The following is a 17,303-nucleotide window of genomic DNA, read 5'->3' as shown; positions in this document are numbered from 1 at the left end:
TTCAATTTAACGCCACTATTGTGCAAGAATAGAGTTATTCAGAAACTACTTGTAGCCCGACTCACCGTTATGTATCTAAATTAGTTTTTTAGACTCTCTGTTAATTGCATACTAAGACCTTCCACTCGTCTGTAAGCTAAGTTCCCCATGTCTAGATTATAATCAAGGTTTTGCCTTAACTCTGATTCAAGATGAACAGTATTTCGATATTTATATAGATTTATTAGGTCACCTTTTAGTGCAGAATCAATTAAGTTTAATTTAAAACAAGCCTCAACTTTTTGGTCATATCTTATTTTGGTTTTATCAACTGGCTTTTTTTCTTTGAAGTAAGTTAAGATTTCCTTACCATCATGAATTAATTCTCTTTTCAATTTTTCTTTTTTATGACTTGGAATCATAATCTGTGTAGTCCTATCTTGAAACAAGAGTTCCTGCACAGGATCTTTATCTTCTAATAAGTTAAAAAGAACATAATTAACTACAGCTTCCTGTATAGAAACATACATAATAACTTGTGTTTTTATTTGCGCTAATAATAATTCATCTTTTGCTTGAAGACCCTCAAAAATTTTATAAATAACACGACTATTTTTATACTCAACAATTAACCTTTCTCTCAAAGTTTCATCTGTTATAAATGTATAAAAATTTTCTTCATTCCACTCTTCTCCAGGTAGATGTCCATAGACATAATCTAAGATCTTTTCTTGTAATTCATCTGAAAACGGCACTGTTTTACCTCCTTGTCCTTCTACTATTAATCTTTAATAATTTGGTTGTCTAGATGTATTATTTCAATTAACTCATTTGAAACTTGTTCTTTATGAAAATAATCGGCCAGTAAGTTGAACCAGGATTCTTTTGCATTGAAACTACTATGCTTTTTATTTTCTAGTGCGTATTGTATATAATAATCAGACTTACTGATTATTATGGCAATAATCTTTATAAAAACCTCTAAGTCCGTCTTGCCTTTTGCACTTTCCTCAAACGGATCAATCTCATTTCTAAAAAAATAATCATCAATATAATCTAATCCATCATGGACGAATTCATTTCTCGATTTACATACTTTTTCAATTAGACTAGTTTGATTTAATCCCTCTAGGTTAACTAAATTATCTAACAAAAAAGTCAGTTTCTTTTTCCTAGTATGTCTATCTTCATTTTTCTTTAATAGCATTACTTCTGCTGCAATATTGATGTATAAAACAGCATCTGATTCACTGTCTAATGAGTTGGATCCTATACCGAAATTAATTGCCTTCATAAAAAACTTTATAGTTCTTAAAAATCTGTCCTTTAATTCATCAACACACCAAAAACGGTTGCATCAGCTCGAACCATTATCGTTGAAGAAGATGTCATTGAGGTACTTAAAGAATTGAAAGCGACTCAGGAAAAAGTTAAAGAACGCTTATGCGATGATTATGTGGATCAAAACTTTGTGTTTGCTAAAACGGAGCGACACCCAGGTTACCCTATCGTCATTAAGACGGTTGAAGACCGAATGAAGCGCTTATTAAAATTAGCAGGGTTAAATAAAACTTTAGCCCTGCATTCTCTGCGTCACACGCACACATCTCTTTTGGCAGAAGCCGAAGTTCCGTTAGAGGAATATCATGGAAAGACTGGGACATACCGATGACGACACCACACGACTTGTCTATCGTCATGTAACAAAAGAAATGAAGAAAAAGGCTTCCCGCAAGTTTGGTCAACTCTTGGGAAGCCTCCGTTAAGGCCATTTATGTTAGCAAAAATGTTAGCATTTTGCTTTTCATTACTTAAAAGCCTTATATATCAAGGGTTGAGGGGGCAGATTACATCATGCCGCCCATGCCACCCATGCCGCCCATGCCGCCCATGTCAGGCATGCCGCCGCCATCGTTTTCTTCAGGCTTATCTGCGATTACTGCTTCAGTAGTAAGAAGCATTGCAGATACGGATGCAGCGTTTTGAAGTGCAGAACGAGTTACTTTTGTAGGGTCAACGATACCAGCGTCAACCATGTTTACCCATTCGCCAGTAAGCGCGTTGAATCCTATGCCAACTTCTTCGCCTTTTAAGCGCTCAACAACAACAGATCCTTCAAGGCCAGCGTTGTGAGAGATCTGGCGGATTGGCTCTTCAAGCGCACGCAATACTAGTTTCACACCAGTTTTTTCGTCGCCTTCCGCTTGAACTTCTTGTACTGCTTTGATTACGTTAACAAGTGCAGTACCACCACCGGATACGATACCTTCTTCTACTGCAGCGCGAGTAGAGTTAAGGGCATCCTCGATGCGAAGCTTGCGTTCTTTTAGTTCTGTTTCAGTAGCAGCACCAACTTTGATTACTGCAACTCCGCCAGCTAGTTTAGCAAGGCGCTCTTGTAATTTTTCTTTATCGAATTCAGAAGTAGTTTCTTCTAATTGGCCGCGGATCTGGTTTACGCGAGCAGCGATTTTCTCAGAGTCGCCGTTTCCTTCAACGATTGTTGTGTTTTCTTTTGTAACAACAACTTTAGAAGCGCGTCCAAGTTGAGTGATGTTAGCAGATTTAAGGTCAAGGCCTAGATCTTCTGTGATCACCTCTCCGCCAGTTAGTGTAGAGATATCTTCAAGCATCGCTTTACGACGGTCACCGAATCCAGGAGCTTTAACAGCTACTGCATTGAATGTTCCGCGCAGTTTGTTCACTACTAATGTAGCAAGAGCTTCCCCTTCCACATCTTCAGCGATGATAAGGATCGGCCTACCCTGCTGTACTACCTGCTCAAGAACAGGAAGTACTTCCTGGATGCTTGCGATCTTCTTGTCAGTGATAAGGATGTAAGGATCTTCAAGTACAGCTTCCATCTTGTCGGAGTCTGTAACCATGTAAGGAGATGCATATCCGCGGTCGAACTGCATACCTTCTACTACTTCAAGCTCAGTAGCGAATCCTTTAGATTCTTCCACAGTGATAACGCCGTCGTTACCAACGCGTTCCATTGCTTCCGCGATCAATTGTCCGATTTCTTCTTCAGCAGCAGAGATCGCAGCAACCTGAGCGATTGATTCTTTGCCTTCGATCGGCTTAGAAATCTTTTTCAATTCTTCAACAGCTGCTTTTGTCGCTTTTTCGATACCTTTACGAAGGATCATCGGGTTAGCGCCGGATGCAACGTTTTTAAGACCTTCACGGATCATCGCTTGAGCAAGAACAGTCGCTGTAGTCGTACCGTCACCAGCAACGTCGTTCGTTTTGCTTGCTACTTCTGCAACCAGTTTTGCACCCATGTTTTCGAAAGCATCTTCAAGCTCGATTTCTTTCGCGATTGTTACACCGTCATTTGTGATTAAAGGAGATCCGAATTTCTTTTCAAGTACTACGTTACGGCCTTTTGGTCCAAGCGTTACTTTAACAGCATTTGCTAGAGTATCAACACCACGGAGCATCGCGCGGCGTGCGTCTTCACTAAACTTAATGTCTTTTGCCATTAATTTAAACCTCCCTAAAATTTATGTAGGCTATTTATTGTTTTAATTTTGATTTTTTTACTTTACTACAGCTAAAACGTCGTTTTCACGAAGGATTAAGTATTCTTTTCCGTCATACTTCAATTCTGTACCAGCGTACTTAGAGAAAATGACAGAATCGCCTTCAGCAACTTCCAATGCAACACGTTCACCATTGTCAGTTAAAACTCCGCTTCCAACAGCGATTACTTTGCCTTCTTGAGGCTTTTCTTTTGCTGTATCTGGAAGTACGATACCGCTTGAAGTTTTTTCTTCAGATTTTACAGGTTCTACAACTACACGATCACCTAAAGGCTTTAACAACTTAAACACCCTCCTCAGTGGATATAAAAAAATAGTTTTATTAGCACTCGCTCACGATGAGTGCTAACACAATTATTATAATAATGAATCAATCTTTCTTTTGCAAGTAGAAACCTTTCCTTTTTCTAAAAATTTTTTTACCCTGTGAGCCTTCCCGGGCACGTCCAAAAATAAGATGTGTTAAAATGGAACAAGTATGCGAAACTATATAAGAAAATCACTTGTTCAAAGGGAGAAAAACGTTGGCTAAAAATTACTGGGCTATACTTATAACTTATATACTCATGCAATTGTCAGGCTTTGTCGGCATTCCGTTAATGAACGGACTCGGAGTCAATAACCCGATTGTAATGTGGAGTGTCGTCAGTTTTCTTGGAGCACTGATCATCATTCTCTTTCTTATAAAAGCAACACCGAATGAACCTTTCATGCGATCGGATAGGATGCCTGTAGACAGAGCGATCCTCTGGAGCATCATCGGTGTATTCCTCGCCTATGCAGCCCAAATAGCTGCCGGTATTATTGAGACCGAGCTTCTGGGCATTAAACCAGGCTCAGAAAATACGCAAGCTTTAGTCGAGTATGCAAAAGCGGCACCGATCTTCATTGTTGTGACATCTGTTTTTGGCCCGATCCTGGAGGAGATCGTCTTTCGGAAGGTCATTTTCGGATCATTATATAAACGGTTTAACTTCTGGATATCGGCTTTATTAAGCTCCCTCATATTCGGTGCAATACACATGGAGCTGGTCCATCTATTGATGTATTTCTCTATGGGGCTCGTCTTTGCTTTCCTATATGTTAAAACAAAGCGCCTCATCGTACCTATCATTGCACACGTAACGATGAATACGATTGTCGTCCTGATCAATGTCTTTCTCGGCGACAAGATCATGGAGATGCAAAAACAACTCGAACAGTTGGAATCGTTTATTGGAGGCTTTTGGCTATGAGATTTTCACCAGTGTTTATGGGTATCTTTTACGGAGGGCTTGGAATGTTGTTTACGTTCCTTGCGATTCAAAGCGCGAACACTTCCGGGGACATGTGGAACTTCATCACTATCCTGCTGATGGTTCTCGCCACAGTGGACTTTGTTTACGCAGTCCGTTTCTTTATCCTTAAACGTAAAATAGATAAAATGAAGGGCAAGAAGTAATAGAAGCGATTGGCATAACGCCAATCGCTTCTTTTAATGTCCGTATAGCAATGTCTTTATTCGCTTGTTTCCATTTGTTCTTCCAGCTGCTGCTTCGCTTCAGCTTCCAACCTTTTTCGATAGGCATACCTGGAAACGATGATACTGAATTCATACAGCAATAACAGCGGCAGGGTTACCATCATATGCGACAAAAGGTCTGGCGGAGTTATGACCCCCGCAATAACAAGAAGAACGAAGTAAGCGATCCTTCTTGATTTTACAAGCAAACCGGGGCTTAAAATTCCAAGCCTGGTGAAAAACATGACGATAACAGGCAACTGAAATAGAAAGCCAAACGGCAGCGTTAATTGAAACAAGAAGGAAAAGTACTGGTTTATTCCGTACATCTCCTGAATATTCAGGCTTTCTGCAAGATTCCCTACAAAATGCACGATATAAGGGAACAGCACAAAGTATGCGAAAGACAGACCTGCCGCAAACAGTAAGACCGCTGCAGGAATATAAGATAGTGTTACTTTACGCTCGTTTTCATACAAACCCGGCGCAATAAAAGCCCATAATTGATAAAGAATGACAGGTGAAGTCACGATAAAAGCAATTAAGAAGGCAAATTGAAAGTAAACCTTTAAAGGATCGACCAGATGAAACGCGTTCATCGGTATATCCTGTGCCACCGGGGCCTGCTGCAAAAACAGTATGATTGGTTTTGCCAGAAAAAGGCCGCCAAACAAAGAAAGAACAAAGAAAGCGAAAGTAATAATGATCCGCTTTCTTAATTCTTCGATATGTTCATAGATGGATTGGGTACGCTCATCCATAATCTATCCGTCCTAACCGTTACTCTTTATCTTTCTTCTTATCATCATCTTCTTCATCATCCGCTAAGCCTTTTGTTGCATTCTTAAACTCGCGGAGTGTATTACCTGCTGCTTTACCAAGCTCAGGAAGTTTTTTCGGTCCAAAGATAATCAAGGCAACAATAGAAATGATAACAATGCTTCCAGCTCCTAAACCCATTACTGTCACCTCCTTAAAGTGCTTTTATCCAATCTTGTCAATCCATCGGATAATGTTTCATAAAATATACGAGTGCTTGAAGTTCAACGGCCAGATCAATATGGTGGACCCGTATGTGATCAGGGACCGTCAGTCTTGCTGGTGTAAAGTTAAGAATCCCTTTGATTCCGGAATCCACTATTTTATCGGCAATCGTTTGTGCAGCTGAAACCGGGACAGTCAAGATTGCAACGGTTACATCTTCACTTAATTTCTCTTTAAAGTCATCCATATGGTATATCGGCACGCCGCCGATCTCTTTTCCGACTTTTTCCGGTGAACTATCAAACGCCATTTCTATCTTTGTATTATTGTTCTTTGTGAAATTATAATGCAAAAATGCAGTTCCCAGGTTTCCGACGCCGATCAAGGCAACCTTCGTCACTTCGTCCTGGTTTAATGTCTTACGAAAAAATGATAACAAATAGTTAACGTTATACCCATAACCTTTTTTTCCCAGCGCCCCGAAATAAGAGAAATCCCGTCGAATCGTAGCCGAATCCACTTTAACGGCCTGGCTTAACTCGGCTGAGGAAACCCTCTGTTTTCCAGACATGCTCAGGTTTTTCAGGAAACGATAATATAATGGTAACCGCTTAGCAGTTGCCTGCGGAATTTTTGTTTGATCTATATCCATAAACACCCTCCGCAATAATGAGTGACCGTATTTTTTTAATGGTCCTCTCTACGGTAGTCACCGCTTTTGCCTCCGGTTTTTTCAACCAGGTAGGTAGGACCAATCACCATTCCTTTGTCTACGGCCTTGCACATGTCATATACTGTGAGTGCCGTTGCTGAAGCTGCAGTCAGGGCTTCCATTTCAACGCCTGTGCTCCCTTTCGTTTTCACTTCAACCGTTATATACAAGAGAAACTCTTCTTCAGAAGTTTTCCAATCAAAGGAAATATCCACACCCGTCAAAGACAGCGGATGGCACATCGGAATCCAATCCGATGTCTTTTTTGCAGCCATAATCCCGGCCACCTGCGCGACAGCAAGAACATCTCCTTTTTTCAACGTCCCGCTGGAGATCTTTTCATAAATCTCTTCACTCACCTGAACACTTGTCTCGGCAACAGCTGTTCTAACGCTTTCGCTTTTATCCGAAATATCAACCATCTTCGCTCTTCCCTGCTTATTAAAATGAGTGAACGATCCCATAAACAGATCTCCTTTCGCTGATGTTGAATTTTATATTTCTAAAATGGTACCTCGAAGCAATACCTCTTTGCTCTCCCTAAAAAACAGATAATGAATCTGTTTTGTCAGAGCGAAGCGACAAGGCTCGTTGTATTCCCCGCTGCGTCATGCTCGCATGTAAGAAGCCGGGAATACAAAAGAGCCGCCGGGAGAGCAAAAACCGCCCCTAAATTCCGATAAAAACCCACTATTGAGACTATACAACATTTTGTAAGGTTTTGCCGACTTTTTTCACAAAATTTATTGCGATTTCTTGAACAATCGTTTTGTTGCCCAATGATTCCTAACTGCGATAAACTAAAGGTATTGAAACTGAGGTGAACGAAATGATTGTCCTACAAGTAAACGATATCACCAAATCTTTTGGTGCTGACCTTATTTTATCGAATATTAAACTAGAAGTACAATCCAAGGACCGAATCGCCCTTGTCGGCCGAAACGGCGCCGGCAAGTCTACTCTATTAAAGATTATTACCGGACAGATGGGCTACGATTCTGGAGACATTATTAAACCGAAACAAGTATCGATCGGATACCTTGCGCAGAATACCGGCCTTGAATCCTCTCTATCGATCTGGGAAGAAATGCTGACGGTCTTTAAAGGCCTGCGGAAGATGGAAAAAGAGTTGCGAGCGCTTGAAGAAAAAATGGGGAATCCTTCAATCTATGACAATGAAACGGAATACCAGCGGATTCTAAAAGAGTATGACACGCTACAGGTTGCTTTTAAAGAACAGGGCGGTTACCAATATGAAGCAGATATCAGAGGGGTCCTCCATGGATTAAATTTTGATGACTTCGATTACAATACTCCGATCTCCACCCTGAGCGGCGGCCAGAAAACCCGTCTTGCTCTGGGTAAACTGCTTTTGACGAAGCCTGACATTCTTATACTGGACGAGCCTACTAACCATCTTGATATTGAAACGATGACATGGCTTGAAGGTTATCTGCAGGGTTATCCTGGCTCTCTTTTACTCGTATCACATGATAGGTATTTTCTAGATAAAATCGTTACGAAGGTGTACGAGATATCACGAACAAGAACAACGAAGTATGACGGAAACTACAGCCATTATCTTGAACAGAAAGCGCTGCGCTATGAACAGGAATTAAAAGAGTTCGAGAAGCAGCAAAAAGAGGTTGCCAAGCTTGAAGATTTTGTTCAGCGAAATATTGCCCGCGCCTCTACTACAAAACGGGCTCAAAGCAGGCGCAAGCAGTTAGAGCGAATGACCCTGAGGGACAGGCCTCAAGGCGATGAAAAATCAGCCAGCATGTCTTTTGCCATCGATAGACAAAGCGGCAATGATGTATTGAAGGTTAACGACCTTGCTATCGGTTATGATGAGGAAATCCTCGCCACCGGCCTTACTTTTGATTTAAACCGCCAGGAAAGCGTCGCGCTTGTCGGACCGAACGGAATCGGAAAATCGACGTTGCTTAAAGCCATCGTACAGGGCGGTACTATCATCTCCGGCGATATTAACTTTGGAAGCAATGTACAGATTGGTTACTATGATCAGGAACAGGCGAACCTTACTTCTAACAAAACTGTTTTAAACGAGCTGTGGGACGACTTCCCTTTAATGCAGGAAAAAGATATCCGCTCTGCCCTTGGAACCTTTTTGTTCAGTGGCGATGATGTTCTTAAAAATGTCCGCGATTTAAGCGGCGGGGAAAAAGCCCGCCTCGCACTGCTAAAGTTGAGGTTGAAGAAAGCAAACCTGCTTATCCTGGACGAGCCGACTAACCATCTTGACCTGGATAGCAAAGAGATTCTAGAAGAAGCGCTGATCAATTATCCAGGTACGATCCTCTTTGTATCACATGACCGATATTTTATTAACCGGATCGCTACCCGGGTTGTCGAATTATCTGAAGCTGGAATAACAAACTATCTTGGCGATTACGATTATTTTGTCGAGAAAAAGCTCGAACAAGAAGAAATCGAAAATCTGAACCGAATAAATAATCCTGTCGAACATCAAGCAGAACAGGACAGTGCAAAGTCAGACTTTGAACAAAGCAAGCAAGCCAAACGTCTTGAAAGGCAGCGTTTAAGAAAGATCGAAGAACTGGAGCTGGAAATCGAGCAATTAGAAGAGGTGAAGGCTGAAAAAGAAGCTGTACTTTGCGAACCGGAAGTTTTTGAAGACCATGAAAAAGTCCAGAAGCTAAACGAGGAACTCGAGTCTCTTCAACAAAAACTCGGAAGTTTGATGGAAGAGTGGGAAGAGCTCCAACTCGAGCTATCCGAATAAAACTGTATAAAACCAAAGAGCAGCCAGGTGCTGTTCTTTTTTTTATAAGTTTTCTTTACAAATGTTACTATTCACATTATCCACAATCTTATACACAATTCCATCCCGTTAAAATCGCTTTTCCTCATTTATATCCACATTATCCACAGCCGGTTGTTAACTTATCCCCATTTATCCACAACTAATTATAAACACCAAAAGATTTCGGGAATACTGGACTAGTACTATTTCTCCACAAAAACAATCGGCATGTGGATAACTTTTTTCCACAGAAAAAGGCTGATCATTGAAGAATCAGCCCTGGGTTTGCATTTAGTTTTAAGTCAGATCTCTTCCCTTTTCGATAAGCTATGCTTCCCGCTGCGCCAATCATCGCTGCATTATCGGTGCACAACTGCAACGGTGGGATCAGCAAATCTGCTGAAAGATCCTTAAACCTTTCTTCTAACTCTTTTCGGAGGCCTTTATTTGCAGCTACTCCTCCAGCTAACACAACCTGTTTTACGTTATGCTCCTTTGCAGCCCTTACCGTTTTTTCGACGAGAACATCGATAACACTTGCCTGGAAGCTTGCTGCTAGATCCTCCGGTTCAATCGTTTCCCCTCTTTGCGCGGCATTATGAACGGTATTGATGACCGCTGATTTTAGCCCGCTAAAACTGAAATCATAAGAGCCTGGTTCTAACCATGCCCTGGGCAAGTCGATTGTTGGCGAACCCTCCTGGGCAAGCTTGTCGATATGCGGTCCTCCAGGATAAGGAAGCTTAAGGGTTCTTGCCACCTTGTCATAAGCTTCACCGGCTGCATCATCGCGAGTTTCTCCGATTACCTGGTATTCCCCTTCTGCCTCCATCAAAACAAGCTCCGTGTGGCCTCCGGAAACAACGAGGGCCAATAGAGGGTATTCCAGCTCTTTTATCAGCTGATTGGCATAGATGTGGCCAGCTATATGGTGAACGCCAACTAGCGGTTTTTGGTGGGCAAATGCAAGCGCCTTTGCAGTGTTAACCCCTACCAATAGTGCACCTACTAATCCCGGTCCTTCTGTTACGGCAATCGCGTCTACTTCGTCCATCGTGATAGAAGCTTCTTTTAGTGCTTCTTCTAAAATCAGCGTCATCTGCTCAACATGGTGCCTTGAAGCGATTTCCGGGACAACACCGCCAAAACGTTTGTGGCTCTCTATTTGAGAAGCTACTACATTCGATAATACTTCCCTGCCGTTTTTCACGACTGCTACTGCTGTTTCATCACAGCTTGTTTCGATTGCTAATATAATTTCATCATGTTTATCACTCATTTAAATTCACCCACATCACTAATGCGTCCTCCGAATTGTCGGAATAATAGTTTTTCCTGATTCCGCCGTCTTGAAAGCCGAGCTTTCGGTACAGCCCCTGAGCAATATAATTTGATACCCTTACTTCTAACGTGACTTTCTCTGCGCCGAGTTCCTTTGCTAAATTGACCATCTTCACCAGGAGCATTTCGCCGATCTGCCTTCCTCTATATTCCGGAAGCAGTGCAATGTTAGTAATATGTGCTTCATCGACGATAACCCAGACTCCGCAATACCCGGCGATATTCCCGTTTACTTCCACTACCATATAAGTTGCAAAGTGGTTTGTCACAAGCTCATTGTAAAAGGCGGTCCTGCTCCACGGGTTCGGAAAGGACTTATTTTCAATTTCTAATATTGCATCAATATCTTCTATTGTCATCAACCGAAAAGTTATTTGATCGTCCATCCTACTCTCCTACTTTTTTTGAGAGGCTAACCATTTTGCTTCTGCTTCAGCAAGCCGAATATAGTTTGGAGTAAATGCATGAACACTTGTGTCCGGTTCTCTATTTAATCCAAGAAAAGCTAACTCAGCTGGCCTGGCATTATGATCGGTAACAGAAGCAAACAAAGCTTGATCTCCGAGTATATCGACAATTACTTCTTTATGCAGTTCAAGATCATTACTAATAAAGAGGTACTCCATCTCTGTCTGTTTTAACTCCTCGACCCACTCTTCTATCATAATAATCTGATCTTTTTTATAGGTAGCCAACCCATTTTTCTCTTTTTTATATAATCCGGTATAAACCTGCCCTCTTCTCGCATCAAAAAACGGGACAATTCCGCCTTGAAAGTACTTTCCGTTTTGCGCAAGCACCTCCAGGCTTGAAACCCCGACTAAAGGGATTCCCAATGACCAGGCAAGAGTCTTGGCGATACTGACGCCTATTCTTACTCCTGTATATGACCCCGGCCCGTTTGCCACAACAATACGATCGAGTTCAGAGGGCTTTACGCTTACTTCTTCCATTATTTCTTCAATGGCGGGCATCAGCCGAACAGAATGGTTCTTTTTTAAGTTTGTAATTAATTCCCCAAGAACCTTCCCTTCTTCTATTACTGCCACTCCCATCACATAGTTCGATGAATCTATCGCCAAAGCTTTCATTGCTGCAACTCCTTACATAACGCTTCATAATAGCTTCCAATAGGCCTTAGCTGGATCCTTCTTACCGATTCACTCTCATGATAAATTTCTATCATCAGTTTTTCCTCAGGAAGGACAGCTTTAATGAACCTTGCCCATTCGACTACTGTAACTCCTTCTCCATCAAAATACTCTTCAAACCCAAGATCATCATCACTATCCTCGAGACGATACACATCCATATGATAAAGAGGGATTCTCCCTTGATATTCTTTTATGATTGTGAAGGTAGGGCTGTTTACCACCCGCTCTACACCCAATCCAACAGCAAGGCCTTTTGTAAAAGTCGTTTTGCCGGCTCCTAAATCCCCTTCTAAAGTCAACACACTGCCAGGCTCAAGCATTTCTCCAAGTCTCTTGCCCAGCTTATGCGTTTCTTCAGGAGATTTCATGATGAATACATAATCCTTCATCTTAATCACCTATCTTTACTTTGAAAAATGGTTAAATCCTGTTTTTCCTAACATGCCTGTTTGATTTCCATGCTTTAAAATAACCCCGGGTTTTCCTCTTGTCGCATTCCCAACCCTATAAACGGCAAGTTCCTGTTCTTTAAACGCTTCTACTAGATCATCCCACTTATCAGCCGAGATAGTGCCCACGAGTTCATAGTCTTCCCCACCGTATAATACATGACTTTTCTGCTCTTCAACAGAAAAAGAAGCATGTCCGTCATATTTCGGAATATTTTCATACTCTAACTCGATGGTTAGTTCGCTTGCCTCAGCTATTTCGTTGGCTTCGCTTGCGATTCCATCACTAATATCGTTTAACGCAACCCTGGCATTTGTTTTAGCCAGAATTCGCCCTGCATCCACTCTTGGCTGAGGCATTTGATGGGCATCCACCAGTTTTTTTTCTTCAGGGTTGAATGGATAACCAATCTCTTTTTCCAGCAACAACTGCAAGCCTGCCGCCGAACCTCCAAGGGGACCTGTTACGAAAACAACGTCTCCGTCTCTAGCGTTTTCTCTAAGAAGGTGCCTTCCCCTCTTAACTTTTCCCATCACAGTGACTGTAACAACTAATCCTCCGCTTGTCGAAACGGTATCTCCGCCGATCAAGTCCATTTTATAAGACTCACTCAACTCAGCCATCCCTCTATAAAGCTCAGACAACTCCTCCTCTGTCCAGCCTTCTTTTGGAATAGCAACGGACACCAGGTAAAAAGAAGGATCGCCACCCATTGCTGCGATATCGCTAATATTGGAAGCAAGAGCTTTATAGCCAGTATGATACGGACTCATCGTCTCCTTTTTAAAGTGGACCCCTTCGGCCATCGTATCCATGCAAATAATATCTTCCAGTTCTGATGAACCTCTGACAAGGGCTGCATCGTCTCCAATCCCTTGCACTAAATCCGTCCGATTCGTTTTTGTCGGAGAAATGGACTTTATAAATTCAAATTCATCTCTCAACAGGATTCCCACTCACTTTCATTTTTCAACATATTTTATCATTTATTTATAAAAAAACCTTAGGAATGAAAGTCCTAAGGCAACGTCTCTATCTATAAGTTTATCTTATTTTAATGAAAAATCCTATTTTCTGCAAAAAAAAAGCGAAACCTTAATGGTTCGTTTTGTTTAAATGGCGGTCCCGACCGGATTTGAACCGGCGATCTCCTGCGTGACAGGCAGGCATGTTGACCCCTACACCACGGGACCTCTATTAAATTGGTTCACCTATGGCACTACGATTAAAATTCAGCTAAGAAGTTAATCGACGTAATTTAATTTTATTGGTTGCACCTATGGCACTACGATTAAAATTCAGCTAAGAAGTTAATCGACGTAGTTTAATTATATTGGTTGCGGGGGCAGGATTTGAACCTGCGACCTTCGGGTTATGAGCCCGACGAGCTACCAGACTGCTCCACCCCGCGATGATGTGAAATGTTGTCCCTTTCTCTACTAGCTTATTCTAACGTTGTAATCTGCGTCGGGACATGTCGCTGATTGATCATGGATGTAACGCTCCATGCTCCACCCCGCGATGATGTGAATATCGGATTTTTGTTCGACCGACATATATAAGCATAACAGGAAATATAGGAAGATGCAAGTCCTTTTGGCGTAAAAAAAACCCCTTATTAGGAAAGGGATTTTTTAACAGCATTTTTAAATGCTTCAACTATGTCTTTGCTGTCTTCGATACCAACTGAAACTCGTAGAAGCTGTTTGTTTATTCCAAGCCGTTGTCTTGTTTCTTCAGGAATAGAACGGTGTGAGGTAGCGATTGGGTATGATACAGAAGTATCAACACCAGCTAAGGTTGCAACGAATTTCACCCAGTCTAATGACTTTACGAAGTTTTCAACAGGCACCTGTTCTTCCAGCTCGATCGTTACAATTGCCCCGTTCCCTTTCTCTGAAACAAATTCGGGGTAATACACCTTTTTAATTCCTTCCGTCTCACGCAAGGAAGCTGCAAGAAGTGCTGCATTCTTCACATGGCGTTCCATTCTAACGCTCAATGTTTTTAAACCTCTGCATGCCAGCCATCCATCAAACGGTCCTAAATTAGATCCCAGGTTTATTACTTTCGCTTTCGCTTTTGCTACAAGGTTTTCTTTCCCAGCCAAAACTCCAGCGGTCACATCACTATGGCCTCCAATATACTTGGTAGCGCTATGGACAATCAGATCCACTCCCTGCAAATATGGTTGAACCAAATAAGGAGTCGCAAACGTGTTATCAACCATTGTGTATAAGTCCATTTCTTTTGCCAGTTCTACAATCGAATCGATATCCTCCACTCTTAGCAGGGGATTTGTTACAGACTCGGTATATAATAGCTTTGTATTCGGTTTAACTGTATTTCTGATCGCTTGTTTATCCGTAAAATCAACGAAAGATACTTCTATTCCAAAGTCCGGTAGCTCCTCAGAAAGCAACGTATATGTACCACCATATAGATCATCGCATGCAACGATATGATCACCGCTTTTTACGGCTGATAGAATTCCTGCCATAATCGCGGAGATGCCAGATGAAGTTGACAGCCCTTTTGGCGCCCCCTCTAATTGAGCAACTCCCTCACCAAGATCATCTGTGTTTGGATTTCCTACCCTTGTGTAAAGATAATCGTTTTTTCCTTTATAAAAGTTTTCTAGATCCTCTATATCTTCAAATGTAAATGCTGAAGTCTGGTATATTGGTGTAGCTTTGGTTGCAGGTTGTCCACTTTTTTTCTTCTGAAAATGTACGGTTTTAGTGTCAAAATTAAAGTCCACGGTCTCTCTCCTTTGCTGAAATCTTTTTTAGTAATAACATTAATTCTTTTTGGTTATTATATCAAGCATTTGTCCTTATGTTTGGTTGGGGGGTTGTATTTTAGAGATCCAGGGCGGTATAGGTCATATGGTTCCTTATTTTGATAAAAACAAGCTATTTAATTTTTTATAGGACATCTGTTCCTCTATTCACTGAAATTTTAGTGTGAAGGAGAGAAAAACGGGCAAATAGCGGAACAGATGTCCTCAAATATCTTCAAAACCCCTCTTTTAGACGAAATAAGGGATCAGATGACCTATAATTTTTTGCCATACAAAAAAAAGAACAGCTCCCTCAGCTGTTCTTTCCTTATTGCCCGGCGACGTCCAGTCAGCTTCGCTCGTTCTGTCCTCACAACGGGGGACCGTCAGGAAAATGCAGATTTACAACGTTAAAAAATTTTTATTATTAAAAAGCCCAACTTCTCTGCAAATGAAAATAGGGAAATTGGGCTTTTCCGTTATTTCGTTAAAGAGCTCGATTGCGGAAGATCGTTCTCAGTTCTTTTATAGAAACTGACCATCTGGAAAATCAAGATTAATGGTAGTCTGACGCAAAATCGGTTCATGAGCCTTGGCTTTTTCTGAAAACAAACGCATCAGAACAACAACGTCTAAGGATTCGCTAGATAAAGCATCCTCCTCTCGACTGCCAATAAGCACCACATCTGGTACAACTAGCCAAGCACCGGCACGATTATAGAAAGAAGCTAAAGATGGTTTACAGGTGAATATGCCAAAATCTATGTCTCTTTGTTTTTCAATCCATTGAGTAGCGACAGTGACTGTACGTAACCCTAACCCTTGACCTTGATACCCGGGAACAGTAGCCACACAGCTGAGTCCAGCAATATTGAATGTTTGTCCTTCGTGCTTGATATTCTTATGTACCACACCTGCATAGCTGACCAACTTTCCATCTATGTAGGAATAAAACGAGCGGGCATTCAGTTCCTTATCGTGAGCTTCCGGAATTGTTGCCCCTGGTATTGGACAAGCATCTGGCCAAACCTGATGTAACATTACAGCAATCTCACGTTGTAACGTATTAGGTGCTTGATTATAATAGATTGATTGCACGATAGTTGCCATAGGTTTATTCCCCCTCCTTCTAATATATAAAAACCCTTATTGTGTTTATTTATCTTCAATTCAATCGTTCTCCTTAAAATAAGTAATTTTACTTTAACTTTATTCATTCTTAATACTCACAGTCCTAAAAACTCGTTACCCATATTTTTACATGAATAATTTTTAACTATCGCAGCTCAGTGGGTCTTCTTCAATTACCTGGCCCTTAAATGGAATAAGGAATGACTTTTTGTTCCCTTCCGACAGCTTTCTTCACAATGAAGTCCTGGACAAATTTGTAATTTCACAAATCTGATTTACAGTCATATCTCCTTCTTTGTATAGCTTTACTGCATAATTCATTCCTGCGTGATTTTTATGATATTTCTTTAAGCCCCCTTTAAACTTGCTTTCTTTCTTAGCCAGCTCTATCCCTTCACGTTGACGCATACGGATAAGTCTCGTTCTAATTGATTAACACCAGCCATTACCGTAATTAAGAATTGAATGTATGGATTATCTTCTGATAAATCCAGCCATAACGAGGGAATCGTCTTTATTTTCCTGACGGTATCCCACAACGATCAGTTGTTCCGGGCCTCTCTCCCTTTGCTTCTATTCGAAGATGCTTTTCTAATTCCTTTAAGGCTTTTTCACGCACAAAAAAAGAACAGCTCCCTCAGCTGTTCTTTCCTTATTGCCCGGCGATGTCCTACTCTTACAGGGGGAGATCCCCCAATTACCATCGGCGCTGAAGAGCTTAACTTCCGTGTTCGGCATGGGAACGGGTGTGGCCTCTTCGCCATCATCACCAGACTATGTATTTATCAGGGTTTGCTCCCTGAAAACTAGATAACGACTAGACACCTTTAATGAATTGGTTAAGCCCTCGATCGATTAGTATCTGTCAGCTCCATGTGTTGCCACACTTCCACCCCAGACCTATCAACCTCATCATCTTTAAGGGATCTTACC

General features: G+C 41.5%; 19 protein-coding genes, 2 tRNA genes, 2 rRNA genes and 1 pseudogene. 4 read left to right on the top strand and 20 right to left on the bottom strand.

Features of this window, described 5'->3' with window-relative positions; genetic code table 11:
- Nucleotides 1-80: 80 nt before the first annotated feature.
- Nucleotides 81-734, bottom strand: coding sequence for a hypothetical protein (locus FCL54_RS21175; protein ID WP_138129180.1), 654 nt, complete (start codon nt 732-734; stop codon nt 81-83).
- Nucleotides 735-760: 26 nt separating this feature from the next.
- Entirely contained in the window at nt 761-1,273 is a 513-nt protein-coding gene (locus FCL54_RS21170; RefSeq protein WP_138129179.1) for a hypothetical protein, read from the bottom strand.
- A 114-nt stretch (nt 1,274-1,387) separates the two neighbouring features.
- Between FCL54_RS21170 and FCL54_RS24505 the strand changes: the two genes are divergently transcribed.
- Entirely contained in the window at nt 1,388-1,651 is a 264-nt protein-coding gene (locus tag FCL54_RS24505; RefSeq protein ID WP_246055397.1) for a tyrosine-type recombinase/integrase, read from the top strand.
- Nucleotides 1,652-1,826: 175 nt separating this feature from the next.
- Here FCL54_RS24505 and groL read toward each other — a convergent pair whose 3' ends face one another.
- Both groL and groES read right to left on the bottom strand, forming a co-directional pair.
- Complete coding sequence (gene groL, locus FCL54_RS21160) at nt 1,827-3,467, bottom strand: chaperonin GroEL (protein ID WP_138129178.1); 1,641 nt, start codon at nt 3,465-3,467, stop codon at nt 1,827-1,829.
- Between the two features lie 57 nt (nt 3,468-3,524).
- On the bottom strand, nt 3,525-3,809 hold the full coding sequence (gene groES, locus FCL54_RS21155) for a co-chaperone GroES (RefSeq protein ID WP_138129177.1): 285 nt from the start codon (nt 3,807-3,809) through the stop codon (nt 3,525-3,527).
- A 242-nt stretch (nt 3,810-4,051) separates the two neighbouring features.
- Here groES and FCL54_RS21150 point away from each other — a divergent pair, with 242 nt between their 5' ends.
- Together FCL54_RS21150 and FCL54_RS21145 are read left to right on the top strand one after the other, a co-directional pair.
- Nucleotides 4,052-4,762 (top strand): CPBP family intramembrane glutamic endopeptidase, encoded by a 711-nt coding sequence (locus FCL54_RS21150; protein ID WP_138129176.1) that lies wholly within the window; start codon nt 4,052-4,054, stop codon nt 4,760-4,762.
- Nucleotides 4,759-4,968, top strand: a complete 210-nt coding sequence (locus tag FCL54_RS21145; RefSeq protein ID WP_138129175.1) for a YdiK family protein — start codon at nt 4,759-4,761, stop codon at nt 4,966-4,968. Before FCL54_RS21150 ends, FCL54_RS21145 begins: the two co-directional genes overlap by 4 nt.
- A gap of 56 nt (nt 4,969-5,024) precedes the next feature.
- On the opposite strand, the gene tatC is transcribed toward FCL54_RS21145, so the two are convergent.
- From tatC to moaC, 4 genes are read right to left on the bottom strand one after another with little or no spacing between them, the layout of a single operon-like run.
- Entirely contained in the window at nt 5,025-5,789 is a 765-nt protein-coding gene (gene tatC, locus FCL54_RS21140; RefSeq protein WP_138129174.1) for a twin-arginine translocase subunit TatC, read from the bottom strand.
- 19 nt (nt 5,790-5,808) lie between these two features.
- Entirely contained in the window at nt 5,809-5,988 is a 180-nt protein-coding gene (locus FCL54_RS21135) for a twin-arginine translocase TatA/TatE family subunit (RefSeq protein ID WP_138129173.1), read from the bottom strand.
- Between the two features lie 37 nt (nt 5,989-6,025).
- Nucleotides 6,026-6,658, bottom strand: a complete 633-nt coding sequence (locus tag FCL54_RS21130) for a redox-sensing transcriptional repressor Rex (protein WP_138129208.1) — start codon at nt 6,656-6,658, stop codon at nt 6,026-6,028.
- Nucleotides 6,659-6,699: 41 nt separating this feature from the next.
- Complete coding sequence (gene moaC, locus FCL54_RS21125) at nt 6,700-7,188, bottom strand: cyclic pyranopterin monophosphate synthase MoaC (protein WP_138129172.1); 489 nt, start codon at nt 7,186-7,188, stop codon at nt 6,700-6,702.
- A gap of 365 nt (nt 7,189-7,553) precedes the next feature.
- Here moaC and FCL54_RS21120 point away from each other — a divergent pair, with 365 nt between their 5' ends.
- Nucleotides 7,554-9,491: an ABC-F family ATP-binding cassette domain-containing protein gene (locus FCL54_RS21120; protein ID WP_138129171.1), complete on the top strand. Its 1,938-nt coding sequence runs from the start codon at nt 7,554-7,556 to the stop codon at nt 9,489-9,491.
- A gap of 283 nt (nt 9,492-9,774) precedes the next feature.
- On the opposite strand, the gene tsaD is transcribed toward FCL54_RS21120, so the two are convergent.
- The 12 genes and pseudogenes from tsaD to FCL54_RS21060 all read right to left on the bottom strand — a co-directional run.
- Entirely contained in the window at nt 9,775-10,791 is a 1,017-nt protein-coding gene (tsaD, locus tag FCL54_RS21115; RefSeq protein WP_138129170.1) for a tRNA (adenosine(37)-N6)-threonylcarbamoyltransferase complex transferase subunit TsaD, read from the bottom strand.
- The gene (gene rimI / locus FCL54_RS21110; RefSeq protein WP_138129169.1) at nt 10,784-11,239 is read right to left on the bottom strand and encodes a ribosomal protein S18-alanine N-acetyltransferase; all 456 of its coding nucleotides are present in this window, start codon (nt 11,237-11,239) and stop codon (nt 10,784-10,786) included. Before rimI ends, tsaD begins: the two co-directional genes overlap by 8 nt.
- Nucleotides 11,240-11,248: 9 nt before the next feature.
- A complete protein-coding gene (gene tsaB / locus FCL54_RS21105) occupies nt 11,249-11,944 on the bottom strand; it encodes a tRNA (adenosine(37)-N6)-threonylcarbamoyltransferase complex dimerization subunit type 1 TsaB (protein WP_138129168.1) in 696 nt (231 codons plus the stop codon).
- Nucleotides 11,941-12,396 carry a tRNA (adenosine(37)-N6)-threonylcarbamoyltransferase complex ATPase subunit type 1 TsaE gene (tsaE, locus tag FCL54_RS21100; protein WP_138129207.1) on the bottom strand — a complete coding sequence of 152 codons (456 nt, stop codon included), beginning with the start codon at nt 12,394-12,396 and terminating at the stop codon, nt 11,941-11,943. Before tsaE ends, tsaB begins: the two co-directional genes overlap by 4 nt.
- 15 nt (nt 12,397-12,411) lie before the next feature.
- Nucleotides 12,412-13,401 carry a thiamine-phosphate kinase gene (thiL, locus tag FCL54_RS21095; RefSeq protein WP_342773911.1) on the bottom strand — a complete coding sequence of 330 codons (990 nt, stop codon included), beginning with the start codon at nt 13,399-13,401 and terminating at the stop codon, nt 12,412-12,414.
- A 173-nt stretch (nt 13,402-13,574) separates the two neighbouring features.
- Nucleotides 13,575-13,650: transfer RNA gene (locus FCL54_RS21090), tRNA-Asp, on the bottom strand.
- Between the two features lie 141 nt (nt 13,651-13,791).
- Nucleotides 13,792-13,868, bottom strand: a tRNA-Met gene (locus FCL54_RS21085).
- Nucleotides 13,869-14,075: 207 nt separating this feature from the next.
- Entirely contained in the window at nt 14,076-15,218 is a 1,143-nt protein-coding gene (locus FCL54_RS21080) for a trans-sulfuration enzyme family protein (RefSeq protein ID WP_138129167.1), read from the bottom strand.
- Between the two features lie 546 nt (nt 15,219-15,764).
- Complete coding sequence (locus FCL54_RS21075) at nt 15,765-16,349, bottom strand: GNAT family N-acetyltransferase (RefSeq protein ID WP_138129166.1); 585 nt, start codon at nt 16,347-16,349, stop codon at nt 15,765-15,767.
- Between the two features lie 252 nt (nt 16,350-16,601).
- A pseudogene (locus FCL54_RS21070) lies at nt 16,602-16,870 on the bottom strand (helix-turn-helix domain-containing protein); the annotation flags it as partial.
- A 157-nt stretch (nt 16,871-17,027) separates the two neighbouring features.
- Nucleotides 17,028-17,144: ribosomal RNA gene (gene rrf, locus FCL54_RS21065) — 5S ribosomal RNA — on the bottom strand.
- 61 nt (nt 17,145-17,205) lie between these two features.
- Nucleotides 17,206-17,303 (bottom strand): 23S ribosomal RNA (locus tag FCL54_RS21060); the annotation flags it as partial.

It is taken from the genome of Exobacillus caeni (assembly GCF_005747095.1).
Lineage (GTDB): Bacteria > Bacillota > Bacilli > Bacillales > Guptibacillaceae > Exobacillus > Exobacillus caeni.
This window is presented reverse-complemented; position numbering and strand designations above follow the sequence as displayed.